Consider the following 14,813-nt stretch of genomic DNA (forward strand, 5'->3'; position numbering starts at 1 on the left):
CTCCGTCGCCCCGGCGACGTGCTCAGGGCACCGTCCGCTCGATCGCGGCCCGGCCGAACTCGGCCAGGTCCCGGCGGGCCCGCTCGATGTTCTCCGGCGTGAGGTCCTGGCCCCGCGCCATCACCAGATCCTCCGGCTCCCACGGCTGCTCGGCGCCGGTACGGATGTTGTCGCCACCCGCGCCGGTGCCGGTCCCGGTCGCCCCGGTGCCGGCCGCGTACGGGTCGCCGAGGATGTCCGGGGAGCCGGTGTCGGGCACCGCGCCCTCGGGCTCGGTGAAGACGGGAGTGTCCCGGTCGGTGCCGCCACCGGTCCGCAACTGCGGCACGGTGCTGTCGTCGTCCACCGCGGCAGCCACCTCGGGGCTCTCCTCCAGCGGTCGGTCACGATCGGTCATGCTGCTGCCCTCCTGTCCCCAGACGCGTTCCCTCGTCTCGCGTACCCCGTGCGGACCGGGCCATGCCGGGCAGGTCAGACCTCCCGGGCCTGCGCGGCGGTCGGCCGCTCGACCGGGCCCGGCCACCGTCAGCGGAGCATCGGCAGGCCGATGGGAAGCGACGGAGCCCCGACCGTTCACCGGCCGGGGCTCCGCGAACCGGGTCAGCGACCGAGGACGCGGTCCAGGAAGTCCCGGTAGCCGCGTACGGCGATCCGAAGCTGCTCGGTGTCGGCCGAGCCGGCGTCCTGCCAGCCGCCCAGCTTGCTCTTCTGCGCGCCCAGCGCGGCGGAGAGCGCCTCGATCGCCTCCTCGACCAGGGACTGCGCCTCGCCGACCGCGGCCCGTGGGTCGTCCACGAAGCGGAGCTGGACGTCGCGCCAGCGGTCCCGGAAGCCCTGGGCGGTCGCCGGCTCGAACAGCGTGGCGGCGTCCGCGGGCACCGCGCCCGGGGTCGGCCGCGCCGCCCCGGCCAGGCCCGCGGCGGCGCCGACCCCCCCGGCCCCGGCCGCCGCGGTGCTGGTGTCCGGGTCCACCATCGCCGGCTCGGCGCTGCCGTAGCCGGCGGCCCCGGCGGCCGGCGCGTCGTCGCCCCGGTCGCCGGGCTGCCCGGCGGCCCACCGATCGGGGTCGTGCAGCCGGTCGCCGGCCGTCGGGTCGGCCCGCTCGTCGTCGAACGCATCGGTGCGGCCGGGAGCGCCGTCACCCGGTCGGGCGGTGTCCTCCAGGCGGGGATCACGTTCGTCCTCCGGGCGTCCGCTGGCCAGCGCGGAGGCGGCCACCGCACCGCCCACGGTGGTCGCGCCGAAGGTGGTCGGCAGCGGTCCCGGCTCGTGGAACTCGGGCCGGGCGTCCCGGTCCCCGTCCGCCGCCTCGGCGTTTCGGACGTCGTACGGGCGGGTGTCGTCCGGGTCGGCGGCGTCCCGCCGGGCGTCGGCACCCTCGCCGGCGACCGCCGGGTCGTCGAAGGTGCCCCGGTCGTCCAGCGCGTCCTCGGGTACGTCGGCCCGGCCGGTCCGGTCGTGGCGGGAGCCGTCGCCGTCGGGGAGGTCGTTCGGCGGTGGCACCGAAACCGGCGCCGACCGGACGGACTCGGGGTGCTCGTTCACCTGCTGCTCTTCCTGGCGCATCGCGGCAGCCTCCTCAGCGGCTCGTGGCGTCGTGCGGGTGGTCGGGGCGGCGCTGCTCCGGCGGCTGGTGGCCGACCGGGTCCGCACCGAGCAGATCGGCGAACAGGGCCCGGTAGTGCACGACCGCCTGGCGGAGCTCCTCGGTGCTGGCCTCGCCGCGCTCGTTGCGCAGCCGGATCTCGTGGGCGTCCCGGTAGTGGGTCAGGGTGCGGGCGTGCTCGACGGAGAGCCGGGCGATCTGGTCGGAAAAGTCCCCGGTGGGGTACCCACGCTCGGCGATCAGCCGGCTGACCAGTTCGTCGGCGTCACCGACGGTCTCGGCGGGGGAGTCGACGAAACGGACCTGAAGTTCCTCCCAGGCGGCGGCGTACCGGTCCCGGGACTCGGGGGCGAGCGGGGTGAGTTCGAGTTCGGCGTGCTGGCGTTCGCGCTCCCGCAGCTCCCGCTCGGCGGCGCTGCGACTGTCCCGTTCGGCGACGACCCGGTCGTACTCGGGGCCGAAGCGCTGCTTGAGTGAGCGGCGGCGGCTCGCCACCACGGCGACCGCGGCCAGCGCCGCGAGCACCAGCACGACGATGACTATGACGACTACCTGCGTGGGCGACATGGCTCCTCCTTCGCCGCTGGTATTCCCTCCGCCCACTGATCGCCAATCCCGATCGCGCGTACTTTCCTGGTCGATCTCGGTCCGTAATCCCGGATGGGGCATGGCGGCGCCCACACGACCCACCGCGAAAACTTGACTCATCCCAGAAAACGAGCTGGTTGGGGTGATGCCGGTCGAGTGCGACGCCGAACGCCTGCGGGGCGGCCGGGCTGCGCGTGACGCGCTGGACGACACCAGGATCTGGCCGGAGGAGGACTTTCCCTACCTGCCGGTCGGCATGATGACGCTGAACCGCAACATCATCACCCCACCCGCACATCAACTTCGGACCGTCCGCTGTGTCCGGACTGGCCGGAGGCCGACGAGTCCTACCGGGAGCACATCCAGGAGACGATGGTTCGGCACTTCAGCCAGTGCGACGAGCAGTACGGCCGCCGGGTCGCCGAGGGCCTCGTCAGCTCGGTCAACGCCTGATCCCGTACCCCGCCACGAGCGCCCCGACGGTCCCTTCGGCGGGGCGCTCGCGCGTAATGGTGTCCACAGCGGAACATCCCGGACCGTAGTGACCAGCGAGACGGCCGGTAGTGCATCGGCCCGGGATTACGTATTCTGCCCAAGGTGCCCGAGCCGGGGCCCGGCGCCATGGCCGGGACGTTGTCCGGCCGGTGCCGGCGCCACCCCTGCCACACCTTTCGGGCGAGGTCTGATTGAACACCCGCGACTGGCCGATCCGCGCCAAGCTGACCGCGCTGGTCATCGGCCCGGTGACCGCGCTGCTGGCGCTCTGGATCTTCGCCACCACGCTGACCTTCGGCCCCGCCCTCGACCTGCTTGCCGCCCGAACCCTGCTCTACGACCTCGGCCGCCCCGGCGAGGCCGTCGTCGCCGAGCTGCAACGGGAACGGCGGCTCTCGGTCGTCCAGCTCGCCGGGGACACCACCCGGCCGACCCTGGCCGAGCAGCGGGCCCGCACCGACCGGGCCGTAGCCGAGCTCCGCCGCCGGGTCGCCGGGGACGACCTGCGCGACGCCGCCGACGACCTGCTCGACACCCGCCTCGACCAGCTGGTCGCCGCGCTGGACGCGCTCCCCGCCGGCCGCGGCTTCATCGACGGCCGGCAGGTGGACCGGTCCGGCGCCGTCGGCCTCTACAGCGGGATGATCTCCTCGGCCTTCCAGGCGTTTTCCGCGATGGCCAACCTTCCCGACGTCGAACTCAACCGGGAGGCGCTGGCGCTCACCGCGCTCGGCCGCTCCCGGGAGCTGCTCGGGCAGGCCGACGCGCTGCTGGCCGGCGCGGTGACCGCCGGCCGGTTCGCCGAGGGCGAGCACGACCAGGTCGTGCAGACCATCAACAACCAGCGGTTTCTGGCCGAAACCGCGGTGGCCGACCTGCCGCCGCCGGAACGGGCGGCGTACCAGCGGCTGACCGAGGGGGAGGCCTTCGTCCGGCTGCGCGCGCTCCAGGACACCCTGGTCCGCGCCGACGGCCTGCCGGCCGGTCTCGACCTGCGCGCCTGGGAGAGCAGCCAGGCCGCGGTCCAGCAGGGGCTGCGGGAGTTCGAGCTGAGCGGGGCCGACGGACTGGCCGAACGCTCGGTGCCGATGGCGGTGCGGATCCTCGTCCGGCTCGCCGCCGCCGGGGTGCTCGGCCTGCTCGCCGTCGTGGTCTGCGTGCTGGTGGCGCTCCGGGTCGGCCGGTCGCTGGCCGGGCGGCTGACCAACGTCCGGACCGCCGCCCTGGAGATGGCCGAGCACCGGCTGCCCGACGTGGTCGCCCGGCTGCGCCGGGGCGAGGAGGTCGACGTCGCCCGGGAGGCACCCGAGCTGGACCACGGCGCGGACGAGATCGGCCAGGTGGGGCGCGCCTTCAACGAGGTACGGCGGACCGCCGTTCAGGCCGCCGTCGACGAGGTCACCCTGCGCCGCGGCCTCAACGAGGTCTTCCTCAACATCGCCCGGCGCGGGCAGAGCCTGGTGCACCGGCAGCTCGCGCTGCTGGATCGGCTGGAGCGGCGCACCGAGGACCCGGACGAGCTGGCCGGCCTCTTCCAGGTCGACCACCTCGCCACCCGACTCCGGCGGCACGCCGAGGACCTGGTCATCCTCGCCGGCGCGGCGCCGGGCCGGGGCTGGCGCAACCCGGTCGCCGCGGTCGACGTGATCCGCGGCGCGATCTCCGAGGTCGAGGCGTACCACCGGGTCGACGTGGGCGTGGTGCAGCCGGCCGGCGTGCTGGGCCGGGCCGTCGGCGACGTGATCCACCTCCTTGCCGAGCTGGTCGAGAACGCCACCGTGTTCTCCCCGCCCGGCACCCGGGTCGACGTCTCGGGCCAGGCCGTGCCGAACGGGTACGCCGTCGAGATCACCGACCGGGGGCTCGGCATGTCAGCAAAGGCGCTGGCGGACGCCAACCGCCGGCTGGCCCGGGCGCCGGAGTTCGACCTGGCCGACAGCGCCCGGCTGGGCCACTTCGTGGTGGCCCGGCTGGCCGCTCGGCACGGCGTACGGGTGCAGCTGCGACCGGCCACCCCGACCGGGACCACCGCCGTCGTGCTGATCCCCGCCGACCTGATCACCGACGAGCCGCCGGTGGGGCCGACCGCCCCGGCGGGCGGGGCGACGGGCGACGACCGCCGGATGGCAAAGGTGACCCGGCTCAACGCGCTGCCCCGGCCGCGGGCCACCCGGCCAGGGCGGGAACGGCCCGAGTCGACCACCCCGGTGGTCCCCTTCGCCGCCGGCCGCGGCTCATCGGTCGAGGCCGCCCCGGACGGCGACGGCCTGCCCCGCCGGGTCCGCCGGCGCGGATCGGTGGCGCGACCCCGGCCCCCGGTCGCCGACGCCCCGGCCCACCGGCCACCCGAGGAGGTCCGGCGGACGATGTCGGCGCTCCAGGCCGGCACCGCGCGCGGTCGTCGGGACGGGGCACGGGCGGCCGGCACCTCGTCGGCGCCGGCCGCGGACGCCGCCCCGGTGACCGAGCCCGCCCCGCCGGCTCCGGAACCCCTGACCGCAACTGAGAGGGACGCCTAGTGGTGCACACGACGAGGCAGAACGTCGATCTCGACTGGTTGCTCGATGACCTGGTGGAGCGGGTGCCAGCCGCCCGCCAGGCGGTGGTGCTGTCGGCGGACGGGCTCCTGCTCGGCGCGTCCGCCGAGCTGAGCCGCACCGACGCGGAGCACCTTTGCGCGCTGGCCTCCGGCTTCTCCAGCCTCGCCAAGGGGGCCACCCGGCACCTGGCCGGCGGCGCGGTCCGCCAGACCGTCGTGGAGATGGAGGCCGCCTACCTCTTCGTCACCGCCGCCGGACAGGGTGCCTGCCTGGCGGTGGTCAGCGACGCCGACGCCGACATCGGCCTGGTGGCGTACGAGATGGCGATGCTGGTCATCCGGGTCGGCGAGAACCTGAGCGCCCCGGCCCGAACGGCGTCGGGAGCCGCCGATGCGGGCTGAATCGCCGGGGCCGCAGCACGAGTGGCTGGACGCCGCCGCCGGCCCGGTCGTCCGCCCGTACACCCTCACCGGCGGCCGGGTCCGGCCGGCCGTCGACGGCTTCGACCTGGTCGCCTTCGTGCTGGCCGCGCCGGCGGCGGACGCCAGCGGTCAGCCCGGGCTCCAGCCGGAGCACCGGCAGTTGGTGGAACTGGCCCGGCGGCCGGTCGCGGTCGCCGACCTCGCCGCGGACCTCGACCTCGCCGTCGGCGTGGTCCGGGTGCTGCTCGGCGACCTCCTCGCCCGTGGGCTGGTCGCGGTGCACCAACCGCCGACCGCCGCACACCTGCCCGACGACAACATCCTCAAGGCGGTGGTCAATGGACTCCGTGCGCTCTGACCGGGAGGGGTCCGGTCAGCGGGTCCCCCTGGCCCTGAAGATCCTCATCGCGGGCGGTTTCGGGGCCGGCAAGACGACGCTGGTGAGCGCGTTGAGCGAGGTCCGGCCGTTGCAGACCGAGGAGATCCTGACCGGGGCCGGGGTCGGCACCGACGACCTCTCCGGCGTGGAGCAGAAGTCGACCACGACGGTGGCGATGGACTTCGGCCGGATCACCATCAACGACGATCTCCAGGTCTACCTCTTCGGCACCCCCGGGCAGGACCGGTTCTGGTTTCTCTGGGACGAGCTGGCCTTCGGGGCGCTCGGCGCGGTGGTGCTGGCGGACACCCGTCGGCTGGCGGACTGCTTCCCCTCGATCGACTACTTCGAGCAGCGCGGCATCCCCTTCGTGGTGGGGGTGAACTGCTTCGACGGGGCGCGCCGGTTCGGCCTGGAGTCGGTGCGCGACGCGCTCGACCTGGACCCGGGCGTGCCCCTGGTGCTCTGCGACGCCCGGGACCGGCAGTCCGCGAAGTTGGTGCTGATCTCGCTGGTCGAGCACGTCGCCCGGCAGCGTGGCGAGCCGGTGCCGGTGGCCTGACCGCCGACCGCACGCCGGATCCGCCCCGGAAAAGACGGCTGAACCGCCGGCTTCCGGGGAAGCCTCTGGTTGGATCAACGGAGGAATCGGCGGAAGGTGGGTCCGGTGACCGCGCAGGCAGCGATCGTCCACATCGGTGGCTACACGGCGGAGAGCGGTGGGCGGGCCGCCGGAATCGTCGCCGCGCGACGCGACCCGACGTCCGGGGAGCTCACCCCGCTGGGCACGGCCGCCGTTACCCCGTCGCCGTCGTTCCTGGTCCGGCATCCGGCGCTGCCCGTGCTGTACGCCGTCAACGAGCTGCCGGAGGGGCAGGTCAGCGCGTTCCGGGCCGCCCCGGACGGTGACCTGAGCCCGCTCGGTGTCCGGTCGACCGGGGGCGCCGAACCCTGCCACCTGGCGGTCGCCCCGGACGGGCGGTACCTCTTCGTGGCCAACTACGGCGGTGGCAGCGTCGCGGTCTTCCCACTGGACGCCGACGGCGTGCCGGGGGAGCGCAGCGACCTGGTCCACCACGAGGGGCGCGGGCCGGACCCGGACCGGCAGGCGGGGGCCCACTGCCACATGGTCTCGCCCGACCCGGGCGCCGGGCCGCTGCTCGCCGTCGACCTGGGCACCGACTCGGTCTACCGGTACGACCTCGACGCCGCCTCGGGGCGGCTGGTGCCGCGGGCTCCCCGGGTCCGTACGCCGGCCGGGACCGGGCCCCGGCACCTGGCCCGGCACCCGGACGGGCGGCGCTGCTGGCTGGTCGGCGAGCTGGACGGCACGGTCACCGCCTACGACGTCGCCGCCGACGGTGCGCTGCACCAGCGCGAGCGGGTGGAGGCCAGCGGGCGGGCCGGGCACGTACAGCCCTCCGAGATCGCCGTGGGGCCGGACGGCCGCTTCCTCTACGTCGGCAACCGGGGGGTCGGCACGGTCGCGGTGTTCGCGGTAGCGGACGGGACGCCCCGGCTGGTGGCCGAGGTCGACACGGGCGGGGAGTGGCCCCGGCACTTCGCGCTGACCGGCGCGCACCTCTACCTGGCCGACGAACGGGCCGACATGATCAGGATCTTCCGGGTCGACCCGGACACGGGGGTGCCGACGGCGGTGGGCGAGCCGGTCCCGCTGGCCAGTCCGACCTGTGTCTGTCCGTAGTCGGCTGGTCGCACGGGCGGCCCGACCGACCGTCCCGAGTGGATCACTGCCACGCCGGATGACTGACCACTCACTCAGTGTCACGATTATGCGATCAACTGTTTCTCCTGCGTAACTTTCAACCGAACGGTTGTGGCAGTAACCCCACGAGATACGCAAGATGGTCACCGTGTCTGGCCGCCATCGCATGCGTACAAGCCTTCGTGGGGCAGGTGCCGCCGCGGCGGCCACCCTGCTCGTCGTCGTCGCCGGCTCCTGGTTCGGTTACCAGCAGCTCGCGGGGCCGTCCTGCTCGGGGCGGATCCAACTGTCCGTCGCGGCCGCTCCGGAGATCGCCCCCGCCGTCAAGGGGGCGGCCGACCAGTGGGTCGCGGACGGGGCGGCGGTCGGGGGCACCTGCATCGCGGTGAACGTCGCCTCCTCCGAGCCGGTCGACGTGGCCGCCGCCGTGGCGAGCAAGCACGGCGCGACGCTGGCCGGCGTCGGGCAGGCCAGCGGCACGGCGGTGACCCCCGACGTCTGGGTGCCGGACTCCTCCACCTGGCTGCTGCGGCTCAAGAACGGCGGTGCCACCGCCTTCGCCCCGGCCAACGGCGCCTCGATCGCCCGCAGCCCGGTGGTGGTCGCCATGCCGGAGCCGGTGGCCTCCCGGGTCGGCTGGCCGGACGCAAAGCTCACCTGGACGGCGCTGCTGGAGAAGGTCACCGCTGGCAAGTCGCCACTGAAGGCCGGCATCGTGGAGCCGACCCAGGACGCGGCCGGCCTCTCCGGCCTGCTCTCGCTGGCCGCCGCCGCCAGCTCCACCGGCAGCTCGACGGAGGCGGCGCAGGAGGCGATGATCGGCGCCCTGCGGGCACTGGCCACCAACCGGTCGTCGATCAGGCAGGACCTCCTCGCGCGCTTCCCGCGCTCGTCGGACCCGACCGCCATCGCGAACGGGCTGGGCGCCGCGGCGCTGTCCGAAGAGGACGTCATCGCGTACAACCAGACCAAGCCGCCGATCCCGCTGGCCGCCCTCTACCTGGACCCGTCCCCGATGCCGCTGGACTACCCGTTCGCGGTGCTGCCCGGCATCGAGCCGGCCAAGGCGTCGGCCGCGAAGGTGCTCTTCGAGCTGCTGACCACCCCGGGCTTCCGCAACCGGCTGGCCACGCAGGCGCTGCGCTCGCCGGACGGCAACTGGGGTGACGGGTTCAAGGCGCCGCAGGGCGCGCCGAGCCCGGCGGGCGGCGGGGCCAAGGTCCCCTCGACCGGTCAGGGGGGGGTCGCTGGCCTGGACCCGGCCGCCATCGCGAAGGCCACCACCACCTGGTCGGTCGCCACCCAGTCGGGCCGGATGCTCGCCGTCATCGACGTCTCCGGATCGATGAAGGCGAAGGTGCCCAGCGCCAGGGGCGCCACCCGGGAGCAGGTCACCGTGGAGGCCGCGAGCCAGGGTCTGAACCTCTTCGACGACTCCTGGGCGATCGGGCTGTGGACGTTCTCCACCGAGCTGGTCGGTACGCAGGACTGGCGCCCGGTGGTCCCGATAAGGCCGTTGTCGAGCAACCGGGGCGCGCTGCAGCGGGGGCTGGCCGGCATCAAGCCGTCGAGCGGCGACACCGGCCTCTTCGACACCATCCTGGCCGCCTACCAGGAGGTCCAGAAGGAGTGGGAGCCGGGCAAGGTCAACTCCGTGGTCCTCTTCACCGACGGTACGAACGACGACAAGCACGGCCTTACCCAGGCGAAGCTGCTCGCCGAGCTGCAGAAGGTCAAGGACGAGGAACAGCCGGTGCAGGTGATCATCATCGGGATCGGCAACGACGTCGACCGGAAGGAGCTGAAGTCGATCACCGAGGTCACCGGAGGCTCCCCCTTCGTCACCGCCGACCCGACCAAGATCGGCGAGATCTTCCTGCAGGCGATCGCGCTGCGGCCGCCCGCGCCCCGCTGATCTGTCACTCAGCGACAGCGTTCCGCCGTACCGGAGAACCGGTGCGGCGGAACGCTTCCCGGCCCACGCGGGCCAGGAAAAACTGACGGCAATACGTCCGAAGCAATCGGCGTACATAATTTTCCAGGCAAGATGTCGAAGTGCTCCGACCGCCGCTGGTCCCGATCGGGACCGTCCGGTCGGGGCCGTCCTGAGCGTATTGGGGAGGGCCGGTGACCTCGGCGACACTGTTGACCCCCGCCAGGACCCCGTCGGGGCCGAGGGGCGACCGCCCCGGGCCGGCGGCGCGTGCCGACGAGCGGGCCTACATCCGGCTGCTGGCGGTGCTGGACACCGGCGTCCTCGCGGTGGCCATCCTCGTCGGGTACGTCGCCCGCTTCGGTGACGAGGAGCCGAGCGGTTCGGAGATCCCGTACGTCCTGGTCGCCCCCGGCCTGCTGCTGGCCTGGCTGATCTCGCTGCGGGCGCTGCGCTGCTATGACGACCGGGTGCTCGGCTACGGTGCCGACGAGTACCGGCGGGTCAGCTCGGCCAGCCTGCGGCTCGCCGGTGGCATCGCCATCGCCGGCTACATCGCCGACGTCGGCGTCTCCCGCGGTTTCCTGGCGATCTCCTTCGCGGTCGGCACGGTCGGGCTCGAGGTGGCCCGCTTCGCCGCCCGCAAGCGGCTGCACCGCGCCCGGGACCGCGGCGCCGGTTGGTCCCGCAAGGTGCTGGTGGTCGGCGACACCGCGCACGTGCTGGAGCTGGTGCACACGCTGCGCCGCGAGCCGTACGCCGGCTATCAGGTGGTCGGTGCGTGCATACCCGACGCGCTGCTCGCCCCGGTGCCGCAGCGGCTGGGTGACGTGCCGGTGGTCGGTTCGTTCCGCGGCATCCCCGAGGCGGCCACCGCCATCGGGGCGGACACCGTGGCGGTCACCGCCTCCGGCGAACTCACCGCGACCCGGCTGCGTCGGCTCGGCTGGCAGCTCGAGGGGACCGGGGTGGACCTGGTCGTCGCTCCCGCGCTGACCGACGTCGCCGGCCCACGCATCCACACCCGTCCGGTCGCCGGCCTGCCGCTGATCCACGTCGAGGCGCCCGAGTTCCGCGGCGCCCGCAAGCTGGTCAAGGGCTTCGTCGACCGGTCCCTGTCGTTCGTCGCGCTGACCCTGCTGCTGCCGCTGCTGGTGGTCATCGCCCTCGCCATCAAGCTGGACAGCCGGGGGCCGGTGCTGTTCCGCCAGACCCGGGTCGGTCAGGGCGGCGAGGAGTTCGGCGTCTTCAAGTTCCGCACGATGGTGGTCAACGCCGACGCCCTGCTCGCCGAGCTGGCCGCGCGGAACGAGACCGACGGCCTGATGTTCAAGATGCGCGACGACCCCCGGGTCACCCGGATCGGCCGGCTGCTGCGCAAGTGGTCCCTGGACGAGCTGCCGCAGCTGGTGAACGTGCTGCTCGGCCAGATGAGCCTGGTCGGCCCGCGCCCGCCGCTCCCCTCCGAGGTGGCCCGGTACGACGGCGACGTGGCCCGGCGACTGCTGGTGAAGCCCGGCATGACCGGTCTCTGGCAGGTCAGCGGCCGGTCCGACCTGAGCTGGGAGGACGGCATCCGGCTCGACCTCTACTACGTAGAGAACTGGTCGCTCGCCGCCGACCTGACCATCCTGTGGAAGACCTTCGGCGCGGTGCTCAACAGCCGCGGCGCGTACTGAGCCGCCGGCCCCCGCGGGTGGTGCGCCGCGGGGCCGGCGGCCCGGTCAGGGCTGCGGCCCCAGCCAGTCGAGGCAGACCACCACGGCGTCGTCGACCAGGTCGCCGGCGACGAACGCCCGCAGGTCACCGATGAGGGAGCGGACCGCGTCCAGCGGCTCCATCGGCCCGGTACGCCGCAGGAAGCGGTCCAGCGCCGTCTCGCCGTACCGGATGTTCTGCCCGGTGGCGTCGATCACGCCGTCGCTGACCACGAAGAGCCGGTCCCCGCGGCGCAGCTGGAAATGCTGCTCCCGGTAGTCCGTGCCCTCGAACATGCCCAGCGGGAACTGCTTCTCCAGGACCTGCTCGGCGACCTCGCCGTCGCGCAGCCGCACCAGCCGCGGGGAGCCGGCGTCGACCACGGTCAACGTGCCGGTTTCCAGGTCCAGTGCCAGCAACAGTGCGGAGAGGTGCTGCTCGCCCCGGTGCAGGGCGTAGATCGCCTGGTCGGCAAGCGCGGCCTGGTCGGCCAGGCCCAGCTCGGCCCGGCGGGCGTTGCGCAGCGCGTGGGTGGCCAGCGAGGTGAGCATGGACGCGGCCACCCCCTCGCCCGAGCCGTTGACCACGGACAGCCACAGCCGGTGGCCGTCGTCGGACCAGTCGAAGCCGTCGCCGCGGACCGCGTACGCCGGCTCCAGCTGCCCGGCCAGGCTGAACGAGGGGCGGATTCGGCTGCGCCCGGGCAGCAGCTCCCACTGCATTTCGGCGGCGAGGGTGAGGCGCCGGGTGCGCCGGGCGGTCAGGTAGATGTCGGTGCTGGCGGAGACGGCAGCCAGCTCGTGACCGAGCGCGGTGGCGATCGCGCCGAGCTCCCCGACGGTGGTCGGGTCGTCCGGCACCGGTGAGAGCCGCAGCACACCCCGGCGTTCCCCGCGCATGCCCACCGGGAACCAGCCGGTCCCGTCGGTGACGATCGGCTCCTGGTGGTCGAAGCACCGCCAGGCCGGGTGCCCCGGCCCGGTGATCGACTCGCCGCCGTTCAGCGGCAGCAGTTCCGCCAGCCGGTAGTCAACCTGGTACAGCTCGGCCCCGGTGATCTGGTACGCCTCCTTCAGCTCGCCGGCCAGCCGGTCGAGCAGGAGGTCGGCCGGTGCCTCGGTGAGGGTCCGGCGGGCCTGATCCTCCGGTCCGCTCATCTTTGCTCCTTTGCACAGGTCGATGGCCTGGTGGGGCGGGTAGTCTCGGGCCCACCATGGCCGAAGAACCCGGTCCGTACGGACCCGATGCGAGTATGACCGCCGCCCTGGATGAGGCGGCGGGCACCCTGCTGGCCGTCTGGGAGGCGGCCCGGGAACGGACGACGAGCCGGCTCTCCAGTGCCCAGTTGCGGGCGGTCATGGTCGTGGATCAGCACGACGGGATCAATCTCCGCCGGCTCGCCACGTTGACGGACATGCTGCTCTCCTCCGCCAGCCGGCTCTGTGACCGGCTGGTCGCGGCCGGGATGCTGGAGCGGGAACCGGGTCGGTTCGACCGGCGGGAGATCTCGCTGCACCTCACCCCGGAGGCGGTCCGGCTCCTCGCCGAGCTGCGGGCCGACCGCCGGCAGCGGCTGGACCGGGTCCTCGCCGGGATGACTCCGGAGGGGCGGGAGGCGCTGCTGCGCGGCATGCGGGAGTTCGACGAGGCGGCCCGGCGCCGCGAGGCCACGGCGGCGCCGGAGGCCGGCTGGCCGGTGGCGCAGGCGTCGCGGGAGCGCTCGGGGGAGTCGGCGGAGTGGGCGGACGGCGCGACCGGGCCGTCGCGCCCGGCGGATGAGCCACCGGTGGCGCGCACCGCCTGAGACCGCCGTACCGGCCGACGGCCCGGGAGCCCTGCCGGCGGCCGGGGGTGCGAAGGTGACGATCCCACGGTCAGGGACCGGCGATCCCGGTCACGCGAGCGCCGCCGCCACGGCGAGCAGGGCGATGTCGTCGTGGGCCTCGCCGAGCCACTCGTCGACGAGCTGGAGCAGCCGGTCGACCAGGGCGTTCCATCAGCGCCAACGGCCGCTGTTCGACCAGCCGGAGGGTCTGCGGCGACTGGCGTACCCGGCCGGTCAGCACGGCCGGTTGCCTGGCGGCAAGCGTACCGAGGGACGCAGGCGATCGCCCATCGAGGAAGCTGCCCTCACCCCGCGCGGGTAAGCCAGCCGGCCGGCCGGTCCACGATCCGGCGGACCACCGAGGCGGCCCCGCCGACGGCCGCGGACCGCGCGCCCAGAGCGGCCGGCCGCACGGTCACCGGCGACCAGGCGGCGGTGAGCACCCGCCCGGTGATCTCCGCGAGCATCGGCGGGCGCAGCCAGCGGGCGAGCGGGGCGTACCCGCCGCCGAGCACCACGGTGTCCAGATCGAGCAGGTTCACCACGCCCGCGACGGTCACCCCGAGCGCGGTCCCGGCGTCCGCCAGCGCGGCGCGGGTGGCCGGGTCGCCCGCCTCGGCCAGCTCCGCCAGCCGGGCCGCGGCGGTGTCCGCCGGGAGGTCGGCGCCGGCCAGCCCGGCCGCGGCCAGGACGGCCTCCTGGCCCGCGTACCGCTCCAGGCAGCCGCGGCCGCCGCAGCGGCACGGGCGCCCCTCGGGGTGTACCGGGATGTGACCGATCTCGCCGCTCCAGCCGCGGGTGCCCCGGTACAGCGCGCCGTCGAGGACGATCCCGGCACCGATGCCGATCTCGCCGGTCAGGTGCAGGAAGCTCGCCGTGCCGGGCGGTCCGGCGTGCAGTTCGCCCAGGGCGGCGAGGTTGGCCTCGTTCTCCACCACCAGCGCCGGTACCCCGTCGACCGGCTCGGTCAGCCGGTGCCCGGCGAGCAGCGCGGGGACGTCCACGTCCCGCCAGCCCAGGTTGGGGGCGAGCCGGACCAGGCCGCCGTCGGAGACCAGGCCGGGGACCGCGAGCGCCGCGCCGGCCAGGGTCAGTCCTTCGCGTACGGCGGCGGCGCGCGCGTCGGCGGCGAGCGCGGCGAGTCGGGTCAGCGCGTCGGCGGGGGAGACCGGGCGAAGGTCGGCGCGGTGGACGACGTGATGCCGGACCGTGCCGGCCAGGTCGACCACGCAGGCGGCCAGGTAGTCGACGTTGACCTCCAGGCCGAGCCCGGCCGGCCCGTGGTCGGCGAGCACCAGGCCCCGGGCGGGGCGGCCGGCGCCGGTGCGCGGGGCGTAGTCGGCCTCGGCCACCAACCGGCCGCCGAGCAGGTCGTCGACGACCGCCGAGACGGTCGCCCGGGTGAGGCCGGTGTCGGCGGCGAGCTCGGCGCGGGAGGGCGGTCGGTCCGCGGCGGCGATCCGCCGGAGCACGACCGCGAGGTTGAGCTCACGGAGGCTGCCCTGCCGGACCGCGCCGGTCGGGCTGCTGGTCACCTCTTGACACTGCCACACCGCGGTCATTTAATTCAACCACTGAACAAATTGCGGCGACACCACCGG

14 protein-coding genes are annotated in these 14,813 nt (G+C 74.3%); 9 read left to right on the plus strand and 5 right to left on the minus strand.

What is annotated here, in order from left to right; all coding sequences use genetic code 11:
• Window positions 1-22 precede the first annotated feature (22 nt).
• The 3 genes from I8N68_RS24840 to I8N68_RS24850 all read right to left on the minus strand — a co-directional run bounded on the left by I8N68_RS24840 (window position 23) and on the right by I8N68_RS24850 (window position 2,173).
• On the minus strand, window positions 23-397 hold the full coding sequence (locus tag I8N68_RS24840; protein ID WP_200214790.1) for a hypothetical protein: 375 nt from the start codon (window positions 395-397) through the stop codon (window positions 23-25).
• Window positions 398-600: 203 nt separating this feature from the next.
• Window positions 601-1,566 (minus strand): hypothetical protein, encoded by a 966-nt coding sequence (locus tag I8N68_RS34315; protein WP_200214792.1) that lies wholly within the window; start codon window positions 1,564-1,566, stop codon window positions 601-603.
• Window positions 1,567-1,579: 13 nt separating this feature from the next.
• Window positions 1,580-2,173, minus strand: coding sequence for a hypothetical protein (locus tag I8N68_RS24850; RefSeq protein ID WP_200214794.1), 594 nt, complete (start codon window positions 2,171-2,173; stop codon window positions 1,580-1,582).
• 393 nt (window positions 2,174-2,566) lie between these two features.
• On the opposite strand from I8N68_RS24850, the gene I8N68_RS34320 reads away from it, so the two are divergent.
• The 8 genes from I8N68_RS34320 to I8N68_RS24890 all read left to right on the plus strand — a co-directional run bounded on the left by I8N68_RS34320 (window position 2,567) and on the right by I8N68_RS24890 (window position 11,368).
• Window positions 2,567-2,647: a hypothetical protein gene (locus I8N68_RS34320; RefSeq protein WP_200214929.1), complete on the plus strand. Its 81-nt coding sequence runs from the start codon at window positions 2,567-2,569 to the stop codon at window positions 2,645-2,647.
• A 233-nt stretch (window positions 2,648-2,880) separates the two neighbouring features.
• Window positions 2,881-5,208, plus strand: coding sequence for a sensor histidine kinase (locus I8N68_RS24860; RefSeq protein ID WP_200214796.1), 2,328 nt, complete (start codon window positions 2,881-2,883; stop codon window positions 5,206-5,208).
• Window positions 5,208-5,630 carry a roadblock/LC7 domain-containing protein gene (locus I8N68_RS24865; RefSeq protein ID WP_200214798.1) on the plus strand — a complete coding sequence of 141 codons (423 nt, stop codon included), beginning with the start codon at window positions 5,208-5,210 and terminating at the stop codon, window positions 5,628-5,630. The genes I8N68_RS24860 and I8N68_RS24865 overlap by 1 nt, the downstream gene beginning before the upstream one ends.
• The gene (locus I8N68_RS24870; RefSeq protein WP_200214800.1) at window positions 5,620-6,009 is read left to right on the plus strand and encodes a DUF742 domain-containing protein; all 390 of its coding nucleotides are present in this window, start codon (window positions 5,620-5,622) and stop codon (window positions 6,007-6,009) included. The genes I8N68_RS24865 and I8N68_RS24870 overlap by 11 nt, the downstream gene beginning before the upstream one ends.
• On the plus strand, window positions 5,990-6,592 hold the full coding sequence (locus I8N68_RS24875) for a GTP-binding protein (protein WP_200214802.1): 603 nt from the start codon (window positions 5,990-5,992) through the stop codon (window positions 6,590-6,592). Before I8N68_RS24870 ends, I8N68_RS24875 begins: the two co-directional genes overlap by 20 nt.
• Window positions 6,593-6,688: 96 nt before the next feature.
• The gene (locus I8N68_RS24880) at window positions 6,689-7,735 is read left to right on the plus strand and encodes a lactonase family protein (protein ID WP_200214804.1); all 1,047 of its coding nucleotides are present in this window, start codon (window positions 6,689-6,691) and stop codon (window positions 7,733-7,735) included.
• A gap of 187 nt (window positions 7,736-7,922) precedes the next feature.
• On the plus strand, window positions 7,923-9,671 hold the full coding sequence (locus I8N68_RS24885; RefSeq protein ID WP_200214806.1) for a VWA domain-containing protein: 1,749 nt from the start codon (window positions 7,923-7,925) through the stop codon (window positions 9,669-9,671).
• Between the two features lie 212 nt (window positions 9,672-9,883).
• Window positions 9,884-11,368: a sugar transferase gene (locus I8N68_RS24890; protein WP_200214808.1), complete on the plus strand. Its 1,485-nt coding sequence runs from the start codon at window positions 9,884-9,886 to the stop codon at window positions 11,366-11,368.
• 45 nt (window positions 11,369-11,413) lie between these two features.
• On the opposite strand, the gene I8N68_RS24895 is transcribed toward I8N68_RS24890, so the two are convergent.
• Complete coding sequence (locus tag I8N68_RS24895) at window positions 11,414-12,544, minus strand: PP2C family protein-serine/threonine phosphatase (protein ID WP_200214810.1); 1,131 nt, start codon at window positions 12,542-12,544, stop codon at window positions 11,414-11,416.
• Window positions 12,545-12,639: 95 nt separating this feature from the next.
• Between I8N68_RS24895 and I8N68_RS24900 the strand changes: the two genes are divergently transcribed.
• A complete protein-coding gene (locus tag I8N68_RS24900; RefSeq protein ID WP_200214812.1) occupies window positions 12,640-13,191 on the plus strand; it encodes a MarR family winged helix-turn-helix transcriptional regulator in 552 nt (183 codons plus the stop codon).
• Window positions 13,192-13,517: 326 nt separating this feature from the next.
• Here the strand turns inward: I8N68_RS24900 and I8N68_RS24905 are convergent, their stop codons facing one another.
• Window positions 13,518-14,774 (minus strand): ROK family protein, encoded by a 1,257-nt coding sequence (locus tag I8N68_RS24905; RefSeq protein WP_200214815.1) that lies wholly within the window; start codon window positions 14,772-14,774, stop codon window positions 13,518-13,520.
• Window positions 14,775-14,813 lie beyond the last annotated feature (39 nt).

This window comes from Micromonospora coerulea (genome assembly GCF_016598485.1).
GTDB classification, from domain to species: Bacteria; Actinomycetota; Actinomycetes; order Mycobacteriales; family Micromonosporaceae; genus Micromonospora; species Micromonospora coerulea.

Bases quoted from the DNA above. Each gene is read 5' to 3' on its own strand.
- I8N68_RS24875 (WP_200214802.1), top strand. From the start codon at position 5,990: ATGGACTCCGTGCGCTCTGACCGGGAGGGGTCCGGTCAGCGGGTCCCC.
- I8N68_RS24900 (WP_200214812.1), top strand. From the start codon at position 12,640: ATGACCGCCGCCCTGGATGAGGCGGCGGGCACCCTGCTGGCCGTCTGG.
- I8N68_RS24885 (WP_200214806.1), top strand. From the start codon at position 7,923: ATGCGTACAAGCCTTCGTGGGGCAGGTGCCGCCGCGGCGGCCACCCTG.
- I8N68_RS24905 (WP_200214815.1), bottom strand. From the start codon at position 14,774: ATGACCGCGGTGTGGCAGTGTCAAGAGGTGACCAGCAGCCCGACCGGC.
- I8N68_RS24895 (WP_200214810.1), bottom strand. From the start codon at position 12,544: ATGAGCGGACCGGAGGATCAGGCCCGCCGGACCCTCACCGAGGCACCG.
- I8N68_RS34315 (WP_200214792.1), bottom strand. From the start codon at position 1,566: ATGCGCCAGGAAGAGCAGCAGGTGAACGAGCACCCCGAGTCCGTCCGG.
- I8N68_RS24870 (WP_200214800.1), top strand. From the start codon at position 5,620: ATGCGGGCTGAATCGCCGGGGCCGCAGCACGAGTGGCTGGACGCCGCC.
- I8N68_RS34320 (WP_200214929.1), top strand. From the start codon at position 2,567: ATGGTTCGGCACTTCAGCCAGTGCGACGAGCAGTACGGCCGCCGGGTC.
- I8N68_RS24840 (WP_200214790.1), bottom strand. From the start codon at position 397: ATGACCGATCGTGACCGACCGCTGGAGGAGAGCCCCGAGGTGGCTGCC.
- I8N68_RS24850 (WP_200214794.1), bottom strand. From the start codon at position 2,173: ATGTCGCCCACGCAGGTAGTCGTCATAGTCATCGTCGTGCTGGTGCTC.